Below are 23930 nucleotides of genomic sequence, written 5' to 3'. Positions count from 1 at the left end.
GTGGCGAGCTTTTTTTTGCAATATACTTTTCCCTGCCCCATTTTTTTGTAACTTTCTTACTGCAAATAGATGCTACCATGCAGGAAGTTGGCAAACCATTAACCATTAAGGAGTGGGCCTTAGATGATCGCCCACGCGAGAAAATGATAAGTAAAGGCGTTGCTAGCCTAAGCGATGCTGAGCTCATGGCCATCCTAATTGGCTCTGGCACTAGAAACGAAACAGCAGTTGCCATTGCGCAACGCATACTAAGCAGCGCCAACAACAACCTCAACGAGCTGGGCAAGTTTAGCCTAAAAGATTTCACCAAAACAAAGGGAATAGGACAAGCCAAGGGGGTTACCATTATGGCTGCCCTGGAGCTGGGCCGGCGAAGAAAAGTGAGCGAGGCCATTAACCGAAAGCAAATCACCTCGAGCAACGATGTAATAGAGCTATTCCAGCCCCTGCTTGCCGACCTAGCCCACGAAGAGTTCTGGGTTCTGCTGCTGAATAGAGCCAATAGAATTATCGAGCGGGTTCGCATTAGCGAAGGTGGTTTTACTGCAACTGTGGTTGATGTTCGAAAGATAATGCGAACCGCACTGGATCATCAGGCCATTGGCATTGTGCTGTGCCACAACCACCCCTCGGGCAACAACCACCCTAGCGACGACGACCAAAAGATTACACAGAAAATAAAGCAGGCGGCAACAACGATGGACATCAGCCTGCTCGACCACGTAATTATTACCAACCAAAAGTGCTTCTCGTTTGCTGACAATAATATGTTGTAGAGTACAAATGCCTCAAAATAGAGTGGCAAAATTGCTTACATTGGCTTTAAATTAGTATTTTCGAACCGATTTACAATTCTACTTTCAACATCATCAAAATCATCTCCTATGGTAAGGGAACTAGGCTCCTCCAACTCAATTCTGAACAGCTTTATATACGAAATCCGAAGCACCTCTGTGCAGAACGACAGCATGCGCTTTAGGCGAAACCTTGAACGCATTAGCGAGGTTTTTGCATACGAAATAAGCAAGGATCTAGAGTATAAAACAGTTCAAGCCCAAACACCGCTTGGAGTTGCCGAGATGCAGGTACCCGAGAATGGTGTGGTTGTTGCCTCCATCATGCGGGCAGGGCTCCCAATGCACAATGGATTTCTCAACTACTTCGACCATGCGGAGAACGCCTTCATATCGGCCTTCAGAAAGTATAGCAAGGACGGAACCTTCAAGATACAATTCGAACATCTCTCATGCCCTTCTATCGATAACAAGACACTAATTATTGCCGATCCCATGCTGGCCACAGGATCATCGATGGTGCTAGCCTACCAGGCGCTGCTCGAGCGAGGTACACCCAAGCACACCCATATTGTTGCAATTATTGCATCGAAGGAGGGTGTTGAGTATACTCGTAAAAACTTGATGAACAAAAACGTAACCCTATGGCTTGGGGCAGTGGACGATGAGCTAACCGTAAAGTCGTATATCGTTCCGGGATTGGGCGATGCAGGAGACCTAGCCTACGGAAGCAAGGAGTAGGCTACACTACCTACTCGGATAAGCCTAGTGCAGCTTAGTGCCAATAAGGTGAACGAACTCCTCGCGAGTTTTATTCTGCGATAAGAAGATACCCGTAAATGCCGATGTGGTAGTAACCGAGTTCTGCTTTTGCACGCCTCGCATCTGCATACACATATGTCCAGCCTCAATTACCACAGCAACTCCCAAGGGGTTCAAGTTCTCCTGAATACAGTCGCGAATTTGAACTGTAAGCCGCTCCTGAACCTGGAGCCTACGAGCAAAAGCCTCTACCACTCGAGCAATTTTACTTAACCCCGTGATGTATCCGTTGGGAATGTATGCCACGTGTGCCTTCCCGTAGAAGGGAATCATATGATGCTCGCACATTGAGTAGATCTCAATATCCTTAACAATTACCATCTGCCGGTAATCCTCCTTAAACTTAGCCGACTGAATTATCTTGCCAGGATCGACATTGTAGCCATGGGTTAGAAACTGCATGGCCTTGGCCACACGGACAGGCGTATCGAGCAGGCCTTCTCGGCTAACATCCTCACCAAGCAACTCAATTATTGCCTTGTAGTGATCGGCCAGTTTTTTGGTGTTTTCAGAGTTCCAACGTTCTATCTTCTCGTACCCCTCGCTATCGGGAACAAAAGCACCGTCGTTAACTATTTCCATTGAAAAAAAGAATTATGTATTGCTGTAATCCTGCAAAAGTACCATAAATCAAATTAAAAAAGCAGGGAATTGGCGACAAACTACTCGCCGCGGTACTCGATGAAATTATTTTCAGACTCTTGTACCTTAATGCAGTGGAGCTTGGCTCCCATTGCGTTTATATCATCCTCTATACAGGCCCATATGGCTATGGCAAGGTTTTCGGTTGTAGGCACCAAGCCCTCAAGAAAGTCAACATCAACATTCAGATTACGATGATCCAGTTTTTCAATCACCTTTCCTTTCAGTATGCTACTAAGGGTTTTAAGATTTAATACGAAACCTGTTTGGGGATTCACCTCGCCCCTTACGGTAACGAACAGCTCGTAGTTATGCCCATGCCAGTTGGGATGCGAGCACTGCCCATAAAGATTAAGATTTTCATCGTTGGAAAGCCCTGGCTGGAATAGACGATGCGCTGATGCGAATCGTTCTCGGCGGGTAAGATAAGCTATGGGCATAGTTGAACTTTTAGTTATAGCATCAAATAAAACATGGAGCAATTTAGTAAAAGTCGGCACAGCATGCAAAGGGTTTCCCCTTCATGCTGTGCCGTTTTTACGCAATTAACTACTTTTTAACAAACTTCAGTGCTTCAAACCCACCCTGATGCTTAACGTGAACTATGTACATACCGGGTTTCAAGGCATTGACATCAATATCAACCTGCGTACTATTTGCCCGAGCAATCCTAAGCACGCGCCCAGAAGCGTCAATTATAGTAATCTGCTCCATTTGGCTAGGGCTAACAAGGCGCACCGATGATGTTGCCGGGTTAGGATACAAGGATATGCTTGACGTTTGCTCTAGATGGGATGATGTGCTTATGTCGGAAAGCTTGACCGTTTGCACTTGGTAAACCTTGTGGTTTAAAACATTCTGCACAAAAACCACAACGCTTAGCTGTTCCTTATTCAATTGCGGAGGTATTGGCCAACTTAACGAAAGGTTTTCCTTATCTCCTTTACTCCAGTTGCTCTTAAGCCAAGTTCCTCCAGGATCGGGAATGAACTGTCTGATCACGTTGCTAAACTCATCCTGACCTTGCATTGCTTGGTCTAACACAAACAGTTTTTGCACAACAGCACAGTGAACTACTAGTTCTTGGTTGTCAATCGGTTCAAGAGCTTCAATGCTTAAAGTGATATCCAAAGAATTACTAGCTGTCCCGTGTACAGAAATAGCTATTGCTGGATCCTTTAATCGCTCAATATTTACAATGTTAGTCTGGTTCTGTTCAAAGGATGAGAAGCTAAACTCCTCGGTTCCATTCACCAAGGCATAGGGAATTCCGGTTACCCCATAATATAGCTGTCGAGCAGAGATACCTGAGGGGTACAGTTCAAATATTGGATCACCGTAAGGGCTATCGGTATGGTAGTGTATAGGTACTACATCCAGCTCATTCTCATCCTCAAGCAGTGCCATACTAGTGTTGGCTTGAGCAGTGGACAGCAGGGTGGTATTGGTAAAATACTCAACCAATAAATTCTGCTCGCGGTTTCCAATCCAAACATCATCAAAAGCAAAACCATCAAAGTAGTCAATTGCCAAACCATCGGCTGCAAAAGCAATTCGGAATCTTACGTTGGTTTTACCCTTAAGCTCATCGAGGCTATGGCGAGCAGTTGCCCAGCTATCCATAGCATCTCGGCTCCAGCCAGTAATCTGCCCACCGGGTTGGCTTTGGATGGATGAGGAGTTGTACCAGTTAATCCCGGACTCCTGCTCTCCCAGAGTTACCCATGTCTTTCCATCATCGATTGAATACTGAACAACAGCGCCATTACGGCCAGCAACCGGTGATGACCATATTCCCAACTTCATCATGGGCCTTTGCAGACCACTTAAGTCGAAGCAGGGGCTTACTACCTGCGATTGTTCTACTGCCTGGTTAGCCAGGTCAACATCTGTAAACCATGCATTTTCGCCTGATGAAGGGCTATTAATAATATCACCATTGGGGTGTCCTAAGCGCCATGAATAGGTATCGCCTTCGGAGAGCCCTCGTGCCAGCCAATTGCCATCGTTTGACTCAAAATTCTCGAAGTAATAGCTACCGTCGACAGCGTCAAACTTTATCAACGGAAGTATCCTTATGGCTTTAACAATGGAGTCTTTGCAATTCTCTTTCGATGTAATTACTAACTTTACATCATAAGTATCCACTGCCGGAAACATATGGCCAATGGTGTTAAGGCTTTCGCCCTCGTAGGTCGTCCCATCGGATAGTTCCCACCTATAGTTCACAATACTTGCTGAACCGACTGTACTTACCAAAACGACTTCTCGATTATTAAAACATTCATTCTCGCGGGTGAAGTTTGCTTTGGGCACTAAACCAATGTTTACAATGGAATCTATTCGGGTTTGGCACCCAAATGTCGTGGTTGCAATTAGCGTAACCTGCTTTGAACCTGAGGTCAAGTACAAATAGTTTGGATTCTCCTCGGTAGAAGTGGCAAACCCCTGTGAATCGAAACTCCATTGCCATGCTGATACGGGATCGACAGATACGGTGTTGTTTACAAACTGAACGGGGTCTGTCTGTAAATCGGAGCAGGACTGCTCCACATTGAATCTAACCTTAGGCACTGGCCTAACATCAACCTCCATTGCGCCAGTAATAGAGCAACCCGTGCGATTATTGGTGAAAGTATAGGAAACTGGGTTTAGGCTCTCGGTGCTTGCCAACGAAGGATAAAATCGATTTACGACCAAATACTCAGTGTTAGTAAATATTCCACCTGCTGGCGATGCTGTAAGCAGTGTGGAAGGATCGCTATGACAATACACATCTTCAAGTCCAAAAATCTCGACAAGGCCAAGGCTATCCACCTCAATATTCCTACTTAGAAATAGTTCAGTCACCCCATCCGCAGCGAACAGGTATTTATAAGTGATGTTATGAACTCCCTTACCGGCTATAGCTGGATCAAACGTTGCCTCACCATCACCGGTATTGACAATACCCTTCCCTATAAACTCACCCACTAAGCCATTTCCAGTAGTTGCTGTAATGGTAATTGGATTGGAGTCGATGCAAGCAAAGTTGGGCATAGAAATCTCACCATCGGCTCCAACAACAACAATGGAATGTAGCGATGAATTTACACACCCATACTCATCTGAATAGGTATATAAAATATTATGAGCTCCCGCTCCTGCTACCGCAGGGTAAAACTCGTTACCCGAGACCCCACGTTCGGCTGTAAACAGTCCGCCAGCAGGGAACCCCTGAAGGATTAGAGGTTCTGCATCCACATTATAATAATCGGGAATGGTGGTAGAAACCAGTGGCAAAGGGTGAATGTCGAAGGAATAAGTTGTATCGCGACTGCAACCACTGGCAACAGATGTAAATTCAAAGGTTACATCGTAGCTACCAGGAGTCTCCAATGCAGGCGAAAGAGTTGCAACGCTTCCTGTACTACTGAATGCTGATGGATCCCCAGTGTAGAACAGGCTTCTTGTTCCTTGCAATGCATTCTCCAAGTACCCTCTAATTTCTACAGGCTTGCTATCGGCACAGTAATGCTCGGCTAGTCCAGTTATTGACACTGGCCCGATGGAGTCTATCAGAACAGTAGTTGATACCTCATAGGGAGTTTCACCTATGATATACCTAAAGGTAACCCGGTCTGTTCCATTTCCAGCCTCGGCAATGCTGTACTCAGCCGTATTGCCAGATACAGAAACTATTCCACCCTTATCGCTAATAAACTCACCAATAAGCAATGCGTCATCGGTAACCTGTGAAGAAATGTTTATAATATCCTTTGAATAACAATATACATTATCTAAGCCTTCGATTACCTCAGTGGCTTCACGAATACGGCTTGGTTTAACTAACGAGTTGGAGCAACCAGTAATCGGGTCTTGGTAGTAATAGGTAATATTAATTGAACCGGGATCCCTTCGGTTTGGGTAAAGAATATTATCGACCACGATTCCTCCTGTAGCAGAAAAGACACCTCCTGAAAAGTTCCCTGAAAGCGTTACAGGGGCTTCGTTATAGTTGTAATTATCTCTAATACTAAAATCCAACACCGGAACAGAATTAACAACAACTTCTTTAGTTACTGTTTTGGAAACGCACCCTCTAGGAGATTGGTAGTAGTATGATATTTCGTACGTTTCGTCAAAATCATTAACCATTGATGGCTCAAAAGTGGCTTGATTAGAACCAGTCTGTGTTCCAAATCCACTGGGTGGGCCAGTGAAAAAACCTGAACCACCTGAGGGGTATAGGTTTTGAGCTTGGATACTTACAACATTATCGTTTGAGCAGTAACTAGGAAGTAATGGGCCAAAATCAATATTTGCTCCAACCGAATCGATCACGAAGGTACGCTGGGCATCGAAAGTTGTTCCTCCATCAACATAGTAGTACATGATGGTGTGTTCGCCAGCAAAAAACTCCTGCGGAGAAATGGTTAGGGTGTTATTCCCGTGGTCTACCCAGCCATGCGCTGATGTTGGAATATCGAACCAACCTACAATACTATTGGGATTCTTACCCAGTACATCAACAGGCAAATCGTACTGACAGTAGGAGGATTGGACACCTTCAACAACTGCGCCTCCTGTTGATACGGCTACATTCTGGGTGGCTGAGTTCTGACAACCCTTTACATCGGTATAAGTGTAAGTTATGGGTACAATTTGGTCATCGCCATCAACCTCTATCATCGACGGGTAAAAGAAACCATTGGCGCTAACACCATCACCGGAGAACACTCCCCCAGCGGGGGTTGCATATGGTTTTAAATCGACCCGTGGGTCGTTGACATTGTACAGCGATCCAATTATATTCAAGGATACTAGCGGTAAGGGATTAACGGTAATGATGGCTTCCTGCAATGCTGTGGTTGTAGCGTTGCCCTTAGAGTCAACTAAGTTGACAATGGTGTATTCGCCACTTTCAACCTCTATCTCGTATGATAAACCTGTGACATTAATTGGACCAACCACATCGGTTCCATTACTGTAGGTCAAGGCAAAGGGCGGATAACCAACAAATTCGAATAGGATGGGGGTCGTTACCCCATCGTCGCATTTAGTGGTTGTGCCTGTTATGGTAGCCGTTGGGTTCGATGCGTAAATTGGCTTATCATCAATTCCGCTATAGGTATAGGGAATGCTTGTATTACCAGCGATATCGGTGGCTGTGATTGGGGCAATGGCAGGAGGTGATGAGTGCGATTCGTTTCCATCGGCAATAGTGTATGTTGCGCTATATGTTGCGCCCAATGCATCGGGCAACCATAGGATGGGCTCTCCGTTGTATGTTGAGGGATAAATTGCTAGCCCTGTTTCTGGGTTCACAAGAGTTAACGTGAAGATAATCTGATCGCCCACCTTTAGATGCTCACCAGTAGTGCTCACACTCTCAACAGTCGACACCTGGGGCGTATTGGCATCAATTACTATTGAGCCACTATTAACATTGGCTTGCGAAATAAGTGTAGTGTTTCCTGCCTTATCTTGCAACTCAATTTCAGCAGGCAGAATGGCTGATTCAGATAGGTCACTATGCCCTTCCTCCACAGTATAGCTAACCGTGTAGGTAGTATTGCTATTGTTGGTAAATACGGCTGAATACCCGTTCACTGTTGGAGTAGTTGCCGAGTAATTGCTATTATCGGCCTGAATAGCTATGCTGATTAAATCATTAACTTTATACACCCCATGATTTACCTGTGCTGAAATAATTTGGGGAGGTGTTTTATCAAACACAATGGAGGTACCATCGTCGGTTGTAAACTTGGTGGCAGATTCGTTTCCGGCTTTGTCAGTCACATCAATCGTAAAGGTAACTATGCCCTCCACATCATCATTATCCATTGAGCGTGAAGCGGTCCAACTCTGCCCCCCTCCTACTACCGACCCACTGCGCCCATTTATAAGCACTACTGGGTCCTCAACATCCTCCGAAGTGCTAAAGCTAATAGTTACATCATCGTTTAGCGCGGTATGAGTAAGAGGAGAAACCGAATTATTAGACGATATTGTAACATCTCCAATAGTTGGCTTGACCTTATCGAATCGCAACTTACTACCACTAGTAATATCGTTAGCCACGCTTATGTTACCAGCCAAATCGTAGCAAGTAAAACTAAAAGCAACATCGGTATCATGCACATCGGCGTCGCGCATATAGTAGTATGCATACCAAATATGGTTCAACGCATCAAACTCTTCTGCTATGGCAACTCTACCATTTACAGTTGCCGTCACCCTTTCAATGGGCTCATTGGCTTCAACCTGCACTGTAATAAGGCTGCCAACTCTTGCTCTATCGGGATTTGAGTGGTCGGAGTTTATTGTTACTGGTGACAATGCAGGAGGAGTAATATCGAGGGTTACACCAAGGCCAACAACATCATCCTGACTATACAAGGCGGCATTACCAGCCAGATCCTCAAAAGCAATGCTAAAGTCAACCTCTTTATCAACACCCAGCAGAGTTTCATCACCAGCTATGGTGTAGCTTAGTTGCCAGCTATTGCCAGATACATTGTGAAGTGTGGTAGGTGGTTTACCAAGAATAGTTGCATCCAAATTCTTTATGGGTTCCGTGGATGTAAAGGTTATGGTTACTATACTTTCCGCTTTTGCCCAGTGAGCGTTGGTCTGATCTGAAAGGATAGAAAGCGTAACAAGACTGGGTGGGGTATTGTCAAGAGTATAGGCTGTTTTGCCTGTGGCAGGTGCGCATTCATTACCAGCCAAATCATAAGCCTGAATGGTAACTTGAACATCACCATTCCCCTCTGAACTAACAGTCCATTCGTATTCCCACTCCAGGTTACTAATCCGTGCCATTGCAGTGCTAATACCCTCTTCGGATATTGTTATTACGGGTTGCAAAGACTCTTTTATCTGATTCGCCTCCGTAAATGTCGCGCGTATTATAACCGCATCCCCCTTCTTGACAAGAGCCCCTGAGTGGTTATCGCTAAGCAGAACTGTTGGCGGTGTGTTGTCGATAGTATACTGTTGACCCGTAGTAAACCCACCTGCAATCGCATTTGCAGCATTATCTATTATTCCTGTATTACTGTCCTTTAGATTTAGCCGAATGGTTCCTTCACCCGAAACATCTGTAAGGGTTACATCAATCACAGTCCCTGAGGCAGCCGAAACAGAAGCAACAAGGCCTGTGGCCGAGCCCGTTGTAGCAAGGGTGAAATCACCAACACCAACCTCTGAAACATTCTCACTGAAGGTTACCCTATACACCAAGCTATTGGCGTTGGTTATGGTTTGCGCTGGTGTTAGGGTATTTATTGAGATAACCACAGGACGAACACCATCTACCTTAACGTTATTGGTTAAAGGTGGGGTATAAGATAAGTTGGCATCGTTGCCTGCCAAATCATAGATGCTTCCTCCGTTTAATAGGATTACATCACCAAGCTCAACCCCATCAGCATCAAGGTCGCCCTCAACAACAGTATATCGAAATGTAAGGTTGGATGTACCTGAGCCACTAATGTAGGCTGCCGAAAGATTATTTTCGCCAACTGAACAAGAGACACTTGGAACTCCCGAAACAAGCACTTTCTCGTTAAAGGTAAGGACAAGATCAAGATTTTGACCAATTCCGTATAAACCATCAGAAACCGTGGCGTTAATAACCTGTGGTGGCACAACATCAAAGATAACCTTGCTTTCATTGCTGGTTTGGGTTACTATACTTGTGTTCCCTAGCATATCGGTGCAGGAAATTTCGAAAGGCACCTCTCCGCTAACAGCAAAATCCGATGGAACTGTAATAAATGCCAACCACTTATTCCCATTCAAGTTAAAAACATCGGCAGCCATCCCTCCAATACTCACCGAGTTGACAATGATGACCTCATTGGCTTCAAAATATAGCATTATCTCATCGTCAACCGAAGCAAACGAGGGATTTGCATTGTTAGAACTGATGGTAACCGGCAATAGTGTGGGCGGTGTGCCATCCATTGTCCAGGTTACAGTGGCATTATTCTGAATGGGATTCCCATACCAATCCACTATTCCTGAGCCAGAGGCAACCAGCGTTAGCTCATAATTCCCATCAACTTCTGTGTAACCGGTTAAATCGAGAGTAAATGGATTTGAATAATAAGTGTTATAGTAGTAATCGCTATTATGAGATATCGGTAAAGTATTGTTAAGAGTAACATCTTCGCCATCACGCGTAAGATTAAAATCGTTGTAAGTAACCTCGTTGGCTTTTACATACTTTGTAAAGTTTAGAACAACATCCCCAACGGCGATGTTAGTTGGATTAGGGGAAATGGCCGAGAAACTAGCCTCGGGGTTGGTTGAGCTATACTGAATATTCACGTTAGTAGCCGTGGCTGTACTATTTCCCAGTACATCTTGGTACTCTACTTTTACAGTATAGATAAGCCCATCAATTAGGTAGTCGTATCCAGTGTACGACTGAACATTAGGATTATCATCGAGTTTCTCCCCATTAAGAGTTAAATAATGGATCCCTTGTTCCTCAAACCCATTCAGGTTGTTAAGTGTCAATACCCGATCAACTTTGTCGGGTGTACTAAACGTGATTTTCACAGAGCCAGCAGCAGCATCCTCGGGCAGTTCGAACCCCAACTCAATATCGGCGTTTATATACGAATTGCTTATCGGACTCAAAAGGGAAGGTGTCTCAGTTACTCTATCGATTATTACCGTAATGGTTGCAGTAGGAGGTGAGTCGTTCCCAGCCTTGTCGGTTTGGTATGCAACCACATTATATTCGCCGTCTAACGAAAGGGTTACCTGTTCTGAATAGACCTCCCAGGTTGCTCCATTGTCGAGGCTATACTTTGCTGTGGCTTCTGCCTCGACACCTGTGAGGGTAAACTGTTGGTTGACTGTAAACGAACCATCAACTATCCCATTTATCGATGGAGCTGCTGGCGGTACCAGATCAACCTCAATGGCATGGCTGCCTGAAAGCGACCAGTTGCCCGCATCGTCCTGCTCCTGAACAAAAAGCGTGTGAGTTCCAGAATTCAAATCAGTGTCGGGGGTGAAAGTTGTATTTGTTGTCTCTGGTTCAATCCAAGTTCCCTCGGCATAACCGTAGCGGAATATTCCATTGCCAGGGTTTACGCCATGCTGACTCCACTCCCATGTTGGCTTAGCATTGTTTGTTAGCGTGGGACCAGTTACAGTGGGGATTCCTGGAGCGGTTCTATCAACCAAATAACCCTCATCACCCGAATGGGTTTCGGCCAAAACGTTACCAGCAGCATCCTTAATACCATCTACTACAGAAAGGTTTAGCTCAAGGCCACCGTCATTACCCGTGATTACAGTAACGAACCTCTCATCATCCGAACCTGACACGGTGGAAATGCTTGCGCCTGTGGCGCCTAATCCACTCAAGCTAAAGTTGTCAATGGTAACACCCGTAACGGGCTCATCGAAAGATACTGTAAAATCGACACTGGCTGCATTTGTCAACTCCGGTGCCGCATCCTTACGTACAATGCTTGTTACATTAGGTGCTGTAATGTCGTAAAGTATACTAAATTGCGATGCAACACTATTGGTCTCTTCAACTACATTTTCTGCAATATCTATAGTTACAATTCCCTCTGAACCTGGGGTAATATCAACAGTGAAAATGGGGTTTGATGAATTGTTAAAATTCGATACAGTTCCATTAACTACCGAAATATCAGCCAACTCAAAACCTGTAACAGGAAGGCCACCGCTAAATGTAATTGTAATTTGGATTGGCGAAGAACTAGTTGGACTAGTTGTAGCAGATTCGATGGTGACAGTAAGCTGCGAATAGGCTAGGGTTCCGGACAGGAACAATATTATCAGCATTAAAAATCTCTTAGTCTTCATAATCTCACTCTCCTATAATTACTGTTCAAAAAGAAATAAATTGGCATCGGTTTTAACAACCTGCATCATGGTACCATACTCTGGGGCAGTTGTGCCTATAAAAGCCCAGCCCTTATCGGATGTGGAAATTGCTTTTTCCACATATCCCAACATGCTCTTTACCTCATCGTTCGATAGGATGATGTGGCCCTGCTCGTTTAGCTGGTACAGATGAATTTGGGCACCCTGTTCAGCAAACACGGCAATAGTTCCATCAGAGCCTTTTGTAAGTGCCTTAATCTCTTTATCTATGCTAGCTTCGGCTTGCCATACAAGTTGATAACTTGACGCTGAAACGCAAACAACTTCGGCGGTGAAGTTGCCTTGAGATATCGTGTTGTATGCAATTACCAAATGGTTATCATGGAGAAAAGCATCACCAAAATAATAATTTGCAGCTGAGGGTAGGTTCACATTATAAATAGGGAGTCCTTGGGAAGTGAACTCAACCATAGCAATATGAGTATAACCACTGCCAATTACCGCAGAATTTGTTCCCACAGCAATAATGTTTCCGTTGGAGCTATGGAAAGCCCTGCTAAACACCTGATTTCCTGAGGATGTAAATGTTTTTGGCTCCCACACGGGACTTCCGAGATGATCATACCGTCCAAAAAAGTAATCGGATTGGGTTGGAGAGTTCTGATAGGATTCACCCACTACATAGATAGATGACTCCTCAACAAGAAAGTCGTTTAGGACAAGCGAATAGGTCGCCTCCCCAAAGGGGAATGAAGTTAACGAATCGCCCTTACTATTCAGCTTTAGTAGGTATGATGTGGTTAAGCTTGTGATATCGTTTTTCGAGTTGCAAAGCAGGTAGATATCGTCGTTAAATGGTTTTACAACAACTGCCTCATCGGCTTGAGCTGTTCCATACTGCCTAGCCCACAGGGCATTTCCAGCCTTATCGGTTTTAACAACGTACACCTGCTTCTTAAATTGCGTTGTGGTATTGAAGCCTGCAAAAATATAACCATCAGGCACCTCAACCATATCAAATCCCTCGGCGTTTTGTCCTCCGCCAAAGAATTTAATAAAGTTCTGGGTCTGAGAATCTGAAATCTCCCTACTGCATGCGGAAAGGGCAATGGTTAAAAGTAGTAAAAGGCAATGGCTAAGGTGAGCAATCTTTTTCTGACTAGTTCTCAATGCTGAAACCGTCCCAACACTTTTCGGCCACCAAAACATTTTCTTTTGGGGATTGCTAGTCGTGTCAAATATTATCCAATTCATATGCGCTGTTTCTAAAATATTTTTTTGGGACTATACACTGAGAATACGTATGAAAAGCTAATAAAGGCCTGATGAGTAAGGTAATCATCGGGGATGAAGTAGTACTTCTGATAAAGATCGTCATTACTATAGCGTAGTGATTTTTGCGTTGGATTAATTGTACCAAAGCGAAATCCTGCAGTAACAAAGAGCTGAGCTCCCCCAATGCTAAAATCTGCTCCCACTGAAACAATCGGCCTAACATCGAACCACCTTTGCTGCCCAAGTACATTCTCGTCTCCCGATATTGGATCCTGAGCAGCAAGAACGTCACGAGTAAAACCGATGGTTGACGAAAGCATGAAAACTGGCTCTACCCCTCCCTTAGCAAACATATTTACGCCCAGCATTTTCTTGTTATACCTTACCGCCAATGGGGCTCCAATGTATGATTGGCGAAAAACCGCCGATGTACTTGTGTAGTCGTAAACATCATTGCTATATCCAATCCTAAGGAATGAGAAAGAAAGCCCCAGGCTAATATCAAAATCACCAGTCAGCTGGTCGATATAATTCCCCTCAAGCGTAATTCCGGAAGAAGAGGCGTACGACACGTTGGGCACACTCAAGTTTTCAGGGCCGTAATACTCTAGCACCCAGGGTAACGTTAGTGAGACTCCAATGCTGGCCTCAATCTTCATAATAGGCGTTGTTCTGTAGGTTCGGTGTAGGTTAACAAACTCTGTGTGATCGTTGGGGGCGATGCGATACTCGGGAAACTCGCGTAGAAACCTAAGCATAACGTTATCGGCTTGGTCATGCAAATCGCTAAACAGGTAACTTTGGATAAGCAACTTATAGGCATTGGCCTTCTCCTCCTTGGTGAATCCACGCTCTAGGCACGGCTCTATTATTGATGGAATATCGTCGAGGAGTCCACTATCGTACTTACGCTGCGCTAACCGCAGCTGATCGGAGCAGGTATTCTGAGTCCATCCCGTAGCTCCCATGAGCACAAATACCCCTAAAAGCACTATTCTACTAATTTGATGCAATTGCTTTTTCATTGATGTATTTTAATTGGGCACATAATCGAATCTAATTTACCTTGCACTCCTTGGGGTTATACTCAATATCTTCGCCCACGTAGCTATTCCACTCCTCGGGTGTTAAAGTTCGGGTAATGAACTGGCAGTAATCAGAAATAATAGTAGATATATCCACAGGTAATAGCTTTATGCTACCATTTTTATCACCACTTACAATGAACTTGCCATCGGGAGTAAAGGTTACCGAGGTAACCCAGGTTTCATGATCATCAAAAACTATTGGCAGTGTATTCAAATCGTCGAGGTGCCAGAGCCTAACACTTCCATCGTAGCTGGAACTGGCCATATAGCGACCATCGCTTGAAAATGCTAGCCCAGTAATCTTAGCGCTGTGCCCCCTCAGCACATCCAGGAGTTCTCCTGTTTCGATGCTCCACAAATAGATTGCCCCCTGAAAGTTGCCAAACCCTGCGGCCAGAATTTTCCTTTGCTCAGAATATCCCACCTCACCCCAGTTACTATCGGGAATCATAGCTATCTGCTTAGGCATTTGCCAATTGTCCGACTCGCTTACAGACAGCACCTGTCCATCGGCCATTGCTAGGAACAGTGTCCCTGTGCTGGGGTTAAACTTAGAGGCATTAATCCGATTGGTTGTTCTGTACACTTCCGAAGGGTTGTCCTGATAGTCGTTTACCGTGGCAATGCTCTGGGCAAACACCAGTAGAAGTTTACCGTTATTGAGCTTGTAAAAATCCTTAATGTCGTTGGGAAAGTATACCCTTTCGGAATAGGCATTGCTATGCTTATCAACTCGAAATATCCCGTTATTGTTTATCCCCACAATCTCATCTTCATCCACAATAACCTTTTTCACAACGGATAGGTTTTCCCTTAGCTGATTTGGTTCTCTTGAGCCATTCTCCCAGGCGAACAGCCTGCCATCGCTCCCCGACGAGTACAAAGTGTTTTCTGAGAAATGGAGGGTTCTCACTAAGCTTCTATGCGCATCAAGCACATTATAGTTGTCACCTTTGTAGAACTTTGAGCTAAGGTATATCGCCTTATGAATGTCGGGGTTATAGGAGACACCATTGAAATCCTGGTTAAAGGTATAAGCCTGAAATGCCAACAAGCCTTTGAGGGTAGTATCTGCCCGCATCTGCTGGCTTTTCACAGCCATCGACTGGGAGATGGAAAGCATTCGCCTTCGTTCGGCCTCAAAGCTTGCCTCCTCGGCCAATCGTTGCTGTTCAAGAGCTCTTATCTCATTTGCTTCGGCCAACTTTTGGTTTGCGGTAGCCTCTTGCTCTTTCTGGGTTGCTATTAGTCGCTGCCTGTCGGCCTCATTTAGGTTTTTAAGGGCAATCAATCGTTGCCTTTCCGCTTCAATCTGGCTCAATTCGGCCTGCTCCCGTTGCTGCCTTGCCAGCTCCGCGTTCTGCTCTGCTAATGTTTTCTGCTCCTCTGCCTCAACTCGCCGTAGCTCTGCTATATCCTTTTGCTCAAGGGCTTCGGTTTGAGCCTTTAGTGCGTCCTGCCGCTGAATTAGGGCAAGTATTCCTAAGCCTATGGAAATCATACCCGCCGAGCCAAGAATAACTGCCACAATGCGGGATCGCCTAAGGGCTCTTTTCTGTAGGCGGATTTTATTCTCCTCCTCAGCAATATACTCCTCCTCACTGGTTCGCAGGTACACCATTGTCCGCTCAAAAGCGGGATGATATCGGACTGCCCAGGCAAGGTTAGGCTCCTGCTTTTGTCGCCAATTAATTGCCATCTGCAAATCGGGTGGCCCCCATAAGCCTGTTTTGCCCTCGCTGTATAGCTCAGCCGACTCGGCTAGGCGAAGGTACATTTTCACAGCCGCCGACTCGTCCTCGACCCATATCTTGAGCTTATCCCAAACGCGCATAAGGCTCTCGTGGGATACATCAACCATGGAGTCTTCGGTCAATGGTACGTGGGGCGGAGGTGTAAGAAAAGTCCTTCCTTGCTGCCGGAATATCTCCACCACTGAAATAATATCATGGAATGATGTTTCTGCTATGGCCGCTAAATCCTGCACACTAGTAGGCCTACGAATACCGCGATTGTCGGCTCCTTTTTCGGTCAGCGATTTGAATATTACCTCGCACACACGCTTCTGCTCAACCGACAGCTCATCGAAAGCTTCGTTAGCATGATTCGAGAGGCTTCGCTCTAATCGACCAATGGCCTCGTACTCAACAATACCAATGGGGTTGCTTGTATCGGTGTGGTTTACCCAGTACTCCCAGGTGCGCATGAGGGTATGCTGTAGGATGGGGAGATGATCGGGATTATTCCCCATCTCGTTGAGCAGCAGCTGTACCAGCTGATCAGAAATTTGTCCTCCACCAACCGCTACGGGTCCTGTTATGGCCTTGCGAAAATCTTCGCGGGTCATCCGAGGGATTAGGTAGTGACTATCGTTGATTAATCGAGTAAACCTTTGAAAGGGTGAACAATCGCCAATAAAGTCGGAACGCATAGTAATCACTACGTAAACCGGCAACTCTTGCTGCTTAACCACGCTAACCAGCAAGTTGATGAAATGCTCAACATTATCGAGTGCATTCGGCTGATTACTTGAATACTGGTATCGAAAAATCTCTTCGAATTGGTCAACAAGAATCAACACGTTCTCATCTGCTGCAAGCCTACTTTGCATTAGCACATTGGAAATTCCATTGGCAGATCGCTTAAGAACAGCCTGGTTGATCATTGCATCGGACTCAACATCATCCTCCTTCCCCTCCGATGAAAAAGCTTCAGCAATGGAGTGAGCCAGATTCTCTATTGGGCTGGTGCCTGGCCGCGTAACGGTTACGCGCCATTTGGATCGACCATTGTGCAGAAAACCACCATAAAGAGTGGGGAGTAGACCGCAGTATATAAGCGAAGATTTCCCTGAACCTGACGCTCCAAGGATTGCGGCAAACCTATTGGCAGAAAGATTCTCGATGATCTCCTCATTTTGCCCCTCGCGGCCAAAGAAAAGGTGAGCCTCCTTGGGTTCGAACGGCCGTAGGCCGGGGAAAGGATTCTCCAAAACGTTTACTATACTATTCTGCCTGGATAAGGTATCCATGGGCTACAAATTTATTTGTTAGAACTCTGGTTAAAGATCGTTTTCAAATCCGAAAGGCTATCAACCATATCAGTAAAAACACCATTAGCCGTTTTCACATCCAAGGATTTATCGCCCCTAAAAAGAACCACCCTATCGAACATCTGTGCTCTATCAACACCTTTCGACTTAAGGATGTCGTTGGCCTTAACCGCCAGCCAATTTGGGTTGTGGTCGGTATAGCAAATCACAACCGAACTGGCCTTGCTCAACAATTCGAGGTGCTGCGTATAGGATATATTATTGATGTTGGAAGAGGCTTTAACTCTCCGCTCCTTCAGTGTATCCACAACTATGTCCTCTTGCGAAGAATTATCAGCAACTACGTAAACGCCATCACGATGATCGTCATCGGATGTCAACTTTTCTTCTGGTGTAACTTTTTGCCGATAGTACTTCTTCAAATCTTCAAGTGATGATTTTAGCACAACTGAACCCCGTGTTTGACTTGGATCCCTCTGAATTTTCTCAATAAACACCTGGTTCACCTCGTCGGTTATCTCATAGGCAGAGGATATCCAAATTACTCGGAGAGGGGCTTCTCCCTCCTTTTCCATTAGCAGGGCCGAACGGTTGCACTGATGCTCAGTAAGCGATAGTTGACTTTCGGGAAAGTGAATATTGTATATGGGAGGAATAATATGAATTATCATCTCAACTCCAACAAGTGCTTCATCAATTTGCTTAGTACACTCGTGATAGTTACTGCTTAAGGCTTGATTGGGAAGAACATGGTAACCTAAATCGCTTAAGTCGCGCTTTAAGTTCTCTCTATCGGCATAGTTATTATTATCATCCAAGGAAAGATATACCCTTGGTTTAGCTGAGGTAACGTTATCGCCAATATACTCGCTACTAATCGCAATGGAAATATCCGTTAACTTCTCCCAATACTTAGACTTGGTTTGCATATCGTGGGGTCTATATAACCTTACCTCATCAGTTTCAAAATGCTTGTCCCATAGCAAGTATTGCTCGTTTGATACTAACGGAATGTTATGTTGCACTGGCTCAACCTGAACTATATAGCCATACGACTCCGGATTGTTGTTGATGGAGAGAACTGGACTTTGAGCAGATTGGATGTATAGATTCCATGCTTCACCTTCAGTGTTATGCAAAATCGTTACCTCACAATCGGGCAGATAGCGCCGCAAGCATTTCTGAATATCGGCTGAAAAGTTTTTGACAAAAGCAGCCTCAACATCAACTTGCTGATCGTACCATATGACTAGGGTAAAGTTTGACATCCTGCTTAGATTTTAATCCCAATCACTGTAATATCATCAACCTGTTCCAGGCTTCCAACCCAATCCCTTAGTGTCGAATCAAGTATTTCATACTGTTCGGCAAGAGGCTTTTGATGAATTTGAATTAGCAACTCTCGGAATCGTTTGGTTAGAAACTTAAAGTTATCGGGGCCACCAAACTGATCGGCAAACCCATCGGAAAATACATAAACAATATCGTTTCGGTTAACCTTAACCGTATGGTTAGTAAAGGCTCCAGCATTCCCTCTAAAGAAGGCACCAATGGGGAACTTATCGCCCTTTATTTGGGTGTGCTCGCCGTTGGAAATAATTAGGACGGGATTATATGCTCCTGCAAACTCTAGGGTCATGGTATCGTAATCGACACAGCACAGGGCCAGGTCCATTCCATCCTTAACCGAGGTGTCGTCATCCTTCTCTTTAAAAGTTGCTTTAACCCCGTTGTTTAAGGCATCAAGTATTTCCGACGGTTTTTCTAGCTGCAAATCCTTTACGGCATAGTTCAACCAGTTTTGCCCCACCATGGAAACCAAGGCCCCCGGAACACCATGCCCTGTACAGTCGATCGCAGAAAAGTATCGCTTGTTGCCGTGCTGGTGAAACCAGTAAAAGTCCCCACTGATGATATCTTTGGGTTTGTAGTAGACAAAAGACTCGGGGAATAGCTCCTTAATAAACTCGTGCGTTGGGAGTATGGCCGTCTGTAGGCGTTTGGAATATTGAATACTGTCCATGATATGCTTTTGCTGCTCGGCCAACAAATCGCGCTGGCACTCAATCTCCTCCTTTTGGGCTACCACCTCGGCAGTTCTATCCTTAACCTTCTGCTCCAAGTCGCGATACAATTCCTCCAGCTCGGCAATCATTTTGTTGAACCTACGCGAAAGGGTAACAATCTCAATGCTTCCGTTTACATCGGCCCTCTCACTGAGATTGCCCGATGAGATTCGGTTTACGTGCTCAACCAGTTTCTTTATAGGGTTGGTTATAACCTTAGTCTTCCGGTAGATTAGAATAATTATAACAAAAAGAATAGCCGAGAATATTAGAATAAATATGAGCATCCGCACATACTCGGCCCTAATCTCATCTGTTCTATCGGAAACAATGCGAATTACAGAACCTTTGTAGAGTTCGGAATCGTTGGATTGGGTATAAATGTACTGGTACGATAAGAAACGCTTGTCAATTCGTTTCTCCACGGTAATGCTATCTCTCAACACAAACCGTTCTTTCAAAAACTCCTTCTCTTCCTCCTCAATGGGATCGGTTATGGTAAGCGAGAAGGGGTCATCCGCATTCATAAAAAGTTCAGCCGATACAATGTTGCTATGCTTAAAGGCTACCTCCTGGAGCATATTTTTTATAATGTTGATAACCTCATCAGCCGATGTGGAATAGACCCCAAGTTCAACAATAAAATCGCCACACAAAGTGGGTTGATAGGTATACTTTTTAAGCCGACGGGTATTGGCTTCTATAGTAAATTTCTCGTTAACAAAATCGCCCTGATTAAAGATATGTCGAATATGCATCTCATGCTCCTTCCCAAAGCTGAAGAAGTTAAGCCCAAGATCCTTCTCGAAGGTTGTGTTAATAACCACACCGTTGGTGTCGATTATGTAGATGTCGTATAGCTTTGGGTCAAGCCCTAGGGTTTGCCTTAAGGCTTTAAGATCGACGCTGGTGAATTCCTTTGACGAAATCAGGTGGTTCTGAGTAATTTCATTGCTGATGGCCTCCAGCTCGTCGTTAAATTTCTCTTCGATTACGGCCAGCGTGATATCCTGAAATTTTAGCACCTGTATAAGCTCGTCAGATATCAGAAAGTTGCGGGTCTCTCTGTGCTCAAGAAGCATAATGCGGGTGTTCCGAAAATTGTATACCCCTAAAAGGATTAATGCAACCACAACGGGAAGTACCACATTGTAAATTAGCTGCTGAAAGATAGATGTTTGCCTCATGTAAGAAAAAATGTTCAACTGCCGTGGAAGATTAAATTTGCTCATTGGATGTAATCTATTAAAAAATCATAGTTATAAATGCTCGATATAAACTTGCCGTAATCTATATAGTGAATTACCGTTTCGTCGCTGGCCATTAGCTCCATCCCATTGGTGTTTACCCCTTCGGCCACCAAGATATCTCCGGGAACAAAATGTTTTTGAGGCTTGCCGTCCACCTCAAGCATTAGGGTTCCCTTCTCGACAAGGATGTAGTACTTTTTACTTGCAAAAGCCCCTAAGGTTAAAATATCAACATTGGAGACCAACATGGTTGATGAGTTGTAAAGCCAAAATAGAGGAGCAGCGTGCGATTTACTGTAGGGTAACCCGCTAAAAAACTCAAGCCTATCTACTGCTGATGAGCCAATCAAGTTGCAAACCTCTAAGCTCCTATCCAAATCAACCCTAAGCCTATCGCCAAGCCTTGCACGGTAGCTGCCATACTTTTCCCTATCAATCTGTTTTATTAACTGGCCTGAGAGCTGGCGTAACACCCTATCGGTATTGAAAAGTTGAGCTACCAAATCGGCAGTTACACCCACATCATCAAGGTTACGAAATGCGTTCAGGGCGTAAATTTTTGCCTGCTTACCTATAAGGTTTTCATTACGATTGATAATGGCCTTAAGCAACGACTCAGAGCTATATTCTGGTAGCGGGAAGTAGTTCTGCAACGCCCATATTTTATTCGATAGCGAGTTATCCTCCAGAATTGGGAAGATGTATGGCTTGAGATCCTCCACCACAAATGTGTCGAGCAGCTCAATGGCAAAGGATATGCTCTCGCCAGTTCCGGCTTCAAGGTTTTCGATTACCGAGTCGATAGAGCTCTTGTCGTAAAGCAACTTAAGAATCTGGAAAAGGTTATGGCGACTAGCATAAACCTCTACCTCAAGTTCTTCCCTAAGCTTTGGTGCTTTATCTTGACCTGGACACTGATGAAGAACATTTAGATTCCAAGCACAAACGCTGGCCTGTTCAACAATCATTTGATGAAGCGTAAGGCTCTCCCTTTCGTCTGCAACAAAATCTAACTTAAGTAAGCTATTAAGCACATCTGTTTTTAGGAAGGACTGGATCTTCAACTTATCGAACAAGACCTCTTGAGCAATGGCGCTGCCCGTATCGGGGATTACCCTGATAATTCGTTGCTGAAAACTGTCGGTTGCCCCTGATCGGCTAAACGCAGTAACGAGCATTTCGAGGCCCACCTCGCCTGAGTTCATAAGCGCAAAATGTGCCAATGGGGCATATTCATCCTTATCGAGAAAATCAATTAGGAAACTAATAATTTCCTTGTATCGTTTGCCTCGGGCAGCCCAAAGGGCTTGTCTCTTTACCTGTGGCACAAGGTCGCGAAGGAGAAATGTCAACTTCTGTCTTATATCGGCTTTAGAAGAAAGACCGATTATTTTAGCAGCCAACATCCTTTCGCTAAAATCCTTTGAGTTCATTAGGGTGGCGACCCGCTCCTCATCATCAATATACTTCATTAGGTCGTTGAGAGAAGCCTGGGTGGCATTAATAATTGCTAGATCTTCGGGACTCAAATGGCCTCCCTTTCTAGCTTCAAGCATATTTTTCATCTCCACCAATGCCCTTTGCTCAATGAAATCGCATATGGCTCTAAGATCATCGCCGCTTACCCTTGGCAGGTTTCTTTCAATAAAGGTTGGAATCAGCCAGGGTTTCGATACCTCCAATATCTCTAACTGCTTACCTGCGGCAAAATGTGCAATGCCAGAAAACCACTTCAACTCTGGCGACTCAACTACCTGCCTGATTGAGGCTCCCTCAAGGGTTTGCTTTAATGTTTTTCGGTACCCTCTAAACAGCCTAAGAGAGATGAAGAACCATACAAGAATAAAGCCTATAAGGATATATACATAGTGTAGCAGCGTTATTACAGCAAACAAACCTAGCAAAGCCAGAATAACGCCCGATGCCAGGGCTGCCGACTCGTTGATGGTTCCATCGACCCTGGCCTGAACCTCATGGCGAATAGCGGGGGGCAACGACTGGTAAACCAGCTTAAGAACAGGGCTCTCGATAGAATCTTTCAAAGCCTTTTGGAAAAACTTACTAAGTGAGATAAGCAGGAAGAAAAGGGTAAAAGCTGCGGACTCAAGAGTAAACCCAAATAAACTCCCCACAGCTGCTGCGCTTACCGTTATGAAAAGCATAACGAATGGAGACACCAATAGGCTAACTTTCAATCCATAGGTTTTCATCAAAGGGCCGTATACAAAAGCTTTTATCAGTACGCTTACAAAAGTGAGAGAGCCCATAAGGCCTCCAAAGTACTTGGCCATTTCATCGGGGTTGTCAAACCGTTGCGATGCCACAGCCAAAAACAGGAAGTGCACAAAGAACGCAACAAGCATCGACATAATTACGAAAATGGCCATTGTTCGCACATAGGGAATCTTTAATGTACTGGCAAATGAACTTCTTTTGCTGGACTGCTCGGCCTTAACCTTAAGCTTATAGGGATACTTTGCTCCAATTACAACCTGAAATACAAGTGCCAAAAAGATACTGATAGCACTTATGTACAGTAGGTTGTTGGTTTTAAACCCAAGGGTAATTAGGAAAGGGATAGAAAAAGAGCTGACAATAACCCCCACAACCTGTCCCGTATCGATAAAACCAAAGATCCTCTTCCCTTGTCGAAGATCGAATATTCTGCCGACAGTTCCCCAGAATCCAACCAATGCTACAATATTTAAGGGCCCCATAAGAACAAATAGTGCAAAGGCCAGCCATTTAGTATCGGAGAAATAATATCCAGCCCGTAGGGCAAAAGTTAGGATAAACACGGTAAACAGGTTCAAAATGGCAAGGCTTGAGAATTCTAATCGAGCCTGAAAGTATGAGTAAAGAGAGGTTAGCACGATGCCCGTTAGGCCCGATATCACAATAGCCTTGGGTATCATTGCCTGATCGAAGCTATTTAGAAATAAGGTATTTGCACTTACATCAAAAGCCCCTAGAAAAAAACCAAGGAATACCGATTGAAATACCATCATGGCAACCGGTACTACCTCCTCCTTGCGAAGGTTCAATGTTTCATGCAATGCCATCGTAATAATGCATTT

Annotated in this window: 11 protein-coding genes; 2 read left to right on the top strand and 9 right to left on the bottom strand. The window is 44.7% G+C overall.

What is annotated here, in order from left to right; all coding sequences use genetic code 11:
• The first annotated feature begins 77 nt into the window (after positions 1 to 77).
• Together radC and upp are read left to right on the top strand one after the other, a co-directional pair.
• On the top strand, positions 78 to 776 hold the full coding sequence (gene radC, locus G8O23_RS04425) for a RadC family protein (RefSeq protein WP_166362199.1): 699 nt from the start codon (positions 78 to 80) through the stop codon (positions 774 to 776).
• A gap of 108 nt (positions 777 to 884) precedes the next feature.
• The gene (gene upp, locus G8O23_RS04420; RefSeq protein WP_166362197.1) at positions 885 to 1535 is read left to right on the top strand and encodes a uracil phosphoribosyltransferase; all 651 of its coding nucleotides are present in this window, start codon (positions 885 to 887) and stop codon (positions 1533 to 1535) included.
• 24 nt (positions 1536 to 1559) lie between these two features.
• On the opposite strand, the gene folE is transcribed toward upp, so the two are convergent.
• The 9 genes from folE to G8O23_RS04375 form a co-directional block, all read right to left on the bottom strand.
• Complete coding sequence (gene folE / locus G8O23_RS04415; RefSeq protein WP_166362195.1) at positions 1560 to 2198, bottom strand: GTP cyclohydrolase I FolE; 639 nt, start codon at positions 2196 to 2198, stop codon at positions 1560 to 1562.
• An 80-nt stretch (positions 2199 to 2278) separates the two neighbouring features.
• Positions 2279 to 2698 (bottom strand): 6-pyruvoyl trahydropterin synthase family protein, encoded by a 420-nt coding sequence (locus G8O23_RS04410; protein WP_166362193.1) that lies wholly within the window; start codon positions 2696 to 2698, stop codon positions 2279 to 2281.
• A 109-nt stretch (positions 2699 to 2807) separates the two neighbouring features.
• Positions 2808 to 12101, bottom strand: coding sequence for a T9SS type A sorting domain-containing protein (locus tag G8O23_RS04405; protein WP_166362191.1), 9294 nt, complete (start codon positions 12099 to 12101; stop codon positions 2808 to 2810).
• 18 nt (positions 12102 to 12119) lie between these two features.
• Positions 12120 to 13292, bottom strand: coding sequence for a hypothetical protein (locus G8O23_RS04400; RefSeq protein WP_166362189.1), 1173 nt, complete (start codon positions 13290 to 13292; stop codon positions 12120 to 12122).
• 95 nt (positions 13293 to 13387) lie between these two features.
• Positions 13388 to 14422, bottom strand: a complete 1035-nt coding sequence (locus G8O23_RS04395; protein WP_166362187.1) for a hypothetical protein — start codon at positions 14420 to 14422, stop codon at positions 13388 to 13390.
• 31 nt (positions 14423 to 14453) lie between these two features.
• A complete protein-coding gene (locus tag G8O23_RS04390; RefSeq protein WP_166362185.1) occupies positions 14454 to 17516 on the bottom strand; it encodes an nSTAND1 domain-containing NTPase in 3063 nt (1020 codons plus the stop codon).
• An 11-nt stretch (positions 17517 to 17527) separates the two neighbouring features.
• On the bottom strand, positions 17528 to 18805 hold the full coding sequence (locus G8O23_RS04385) for a hypothetical protein (protein WP_166362183.1): 1278 nt from the start codon (positions 18803 to 18805) through the stop codon (positions 17528 to 17530).
• Positions 18806 to 18810: 5 nt separating this feature from the next.
• Positions 18811 to 20835 carry a SpoIIE family protein phosphatase gene (locus tag G8O23_RS04380; protein WP_166362181.1) on the bottom strand — a complete coding sequence of 675 codons (2025 nt, stop codon included), beginning with the start codon at positions 20833 to 20835 and terminating at the stop codon, positions 18811 to 18813.
• The gene (locus G8O23_RS04375; RefSeq protein ID WP_166362179.1) at positions 20832 to 23915 is read right to left on the bottom strand and encodes a hypothetical protein; all 3084 of its coding nucleotides are present in this window, start codon (positions 23913 to 23915) and stop codon (positions 20832 to 20834) included. Before G8O23_RS04375 ends, G8O23_RS04380 begins: the two co-directional genes overlap by 4 nt.
• Positions 23916 to 23930: the final 15 nt, after the last annotated feature.

Origin of the sequence: Perlabentimonas gracilis, assembly GCF_011174675.1 — a bacterium.
GTDB lineage: Bacteria > Bacteroidota > Bacteroidia > Bacteroidales > Tenuifilaceae > Perlabentimonas > Perlabentimonas gracilis.
Note: the sequence above shows the minus strand (reverse complement) of the source record. Positions and strands in the feature narration are given on the sequence as shown.

Bases quoted from the DNA above. Each gene is read 5' to 3' on its own strand.
- G8O23_RS04405 (WP_166362191.1), bottom strand. From the start codon at position 12,101: ATGAAGACTAAGAGATTTTTAATGCTGATAATATTGTTCCTGTCCGGA.
- upp (WP_166362197.1), top strand. From the start codon at position 885: ATGGTAAGGGAACTAGGCTCCTCCAACTCAATTCTGAACAGCTTTATA.
- G8O23_RS04375 (WP_166362179.1), bottom strand. From the start codon at position 23,915: ATGGCATTGCATGAAACATTGAACCTTCGCAAGGAGGAGGTAGTACCG.
- G8O23_RS04410 (WP_166362193.1), bottom strand. From the start codon at position 2,698: ATGCCCATAGCTTATCTTACCCGCCGAGAACGATTCGCATCAGCGCAT.
- G8O23_RS04390 (WP_166362185.1), bottom strand. From the start codon at position 17,516: ATGGATACCTTATCCAGGCAGAATAGTATAGTAAACGTTTTGGAGAAT.
- folE (WP_166362195.1), bottom strand. From the start codon at position 2,198: ATGGAAATAGTTAACGACGGTGCTTTTGTTCCCGATAGCGAGGGGTAC.
- G8O23_RS04395 (WP_166362187.1), bottom strand. From the start codon at position 14,422: ATGAAAAAGCAATTGCATCAAATTAGTAGAATAGTGCTTTTAGGGGTA.
- radC (WP_166362199.1), top strand. From the start codon at position 78: ATGCAGGAAGTTGGCAAACCATTAACCATTAAGGAGTGGGCCTTAGAT.
- G8O23_RS04385 (WP_166362183.1), bottom strand. From the start codon at position 18,805: ATGTCAAACTTTACCCTAGTCATATGGTACGATCAGCAAGTTGATGTT.
- G8O23_RS04380 (WP_166362181.1), bottom strand. From the start codon at position 20,835: ATGAGCAAATTTAATCTTCCACGGCAGTTGAACATTTTTTCTTACATG.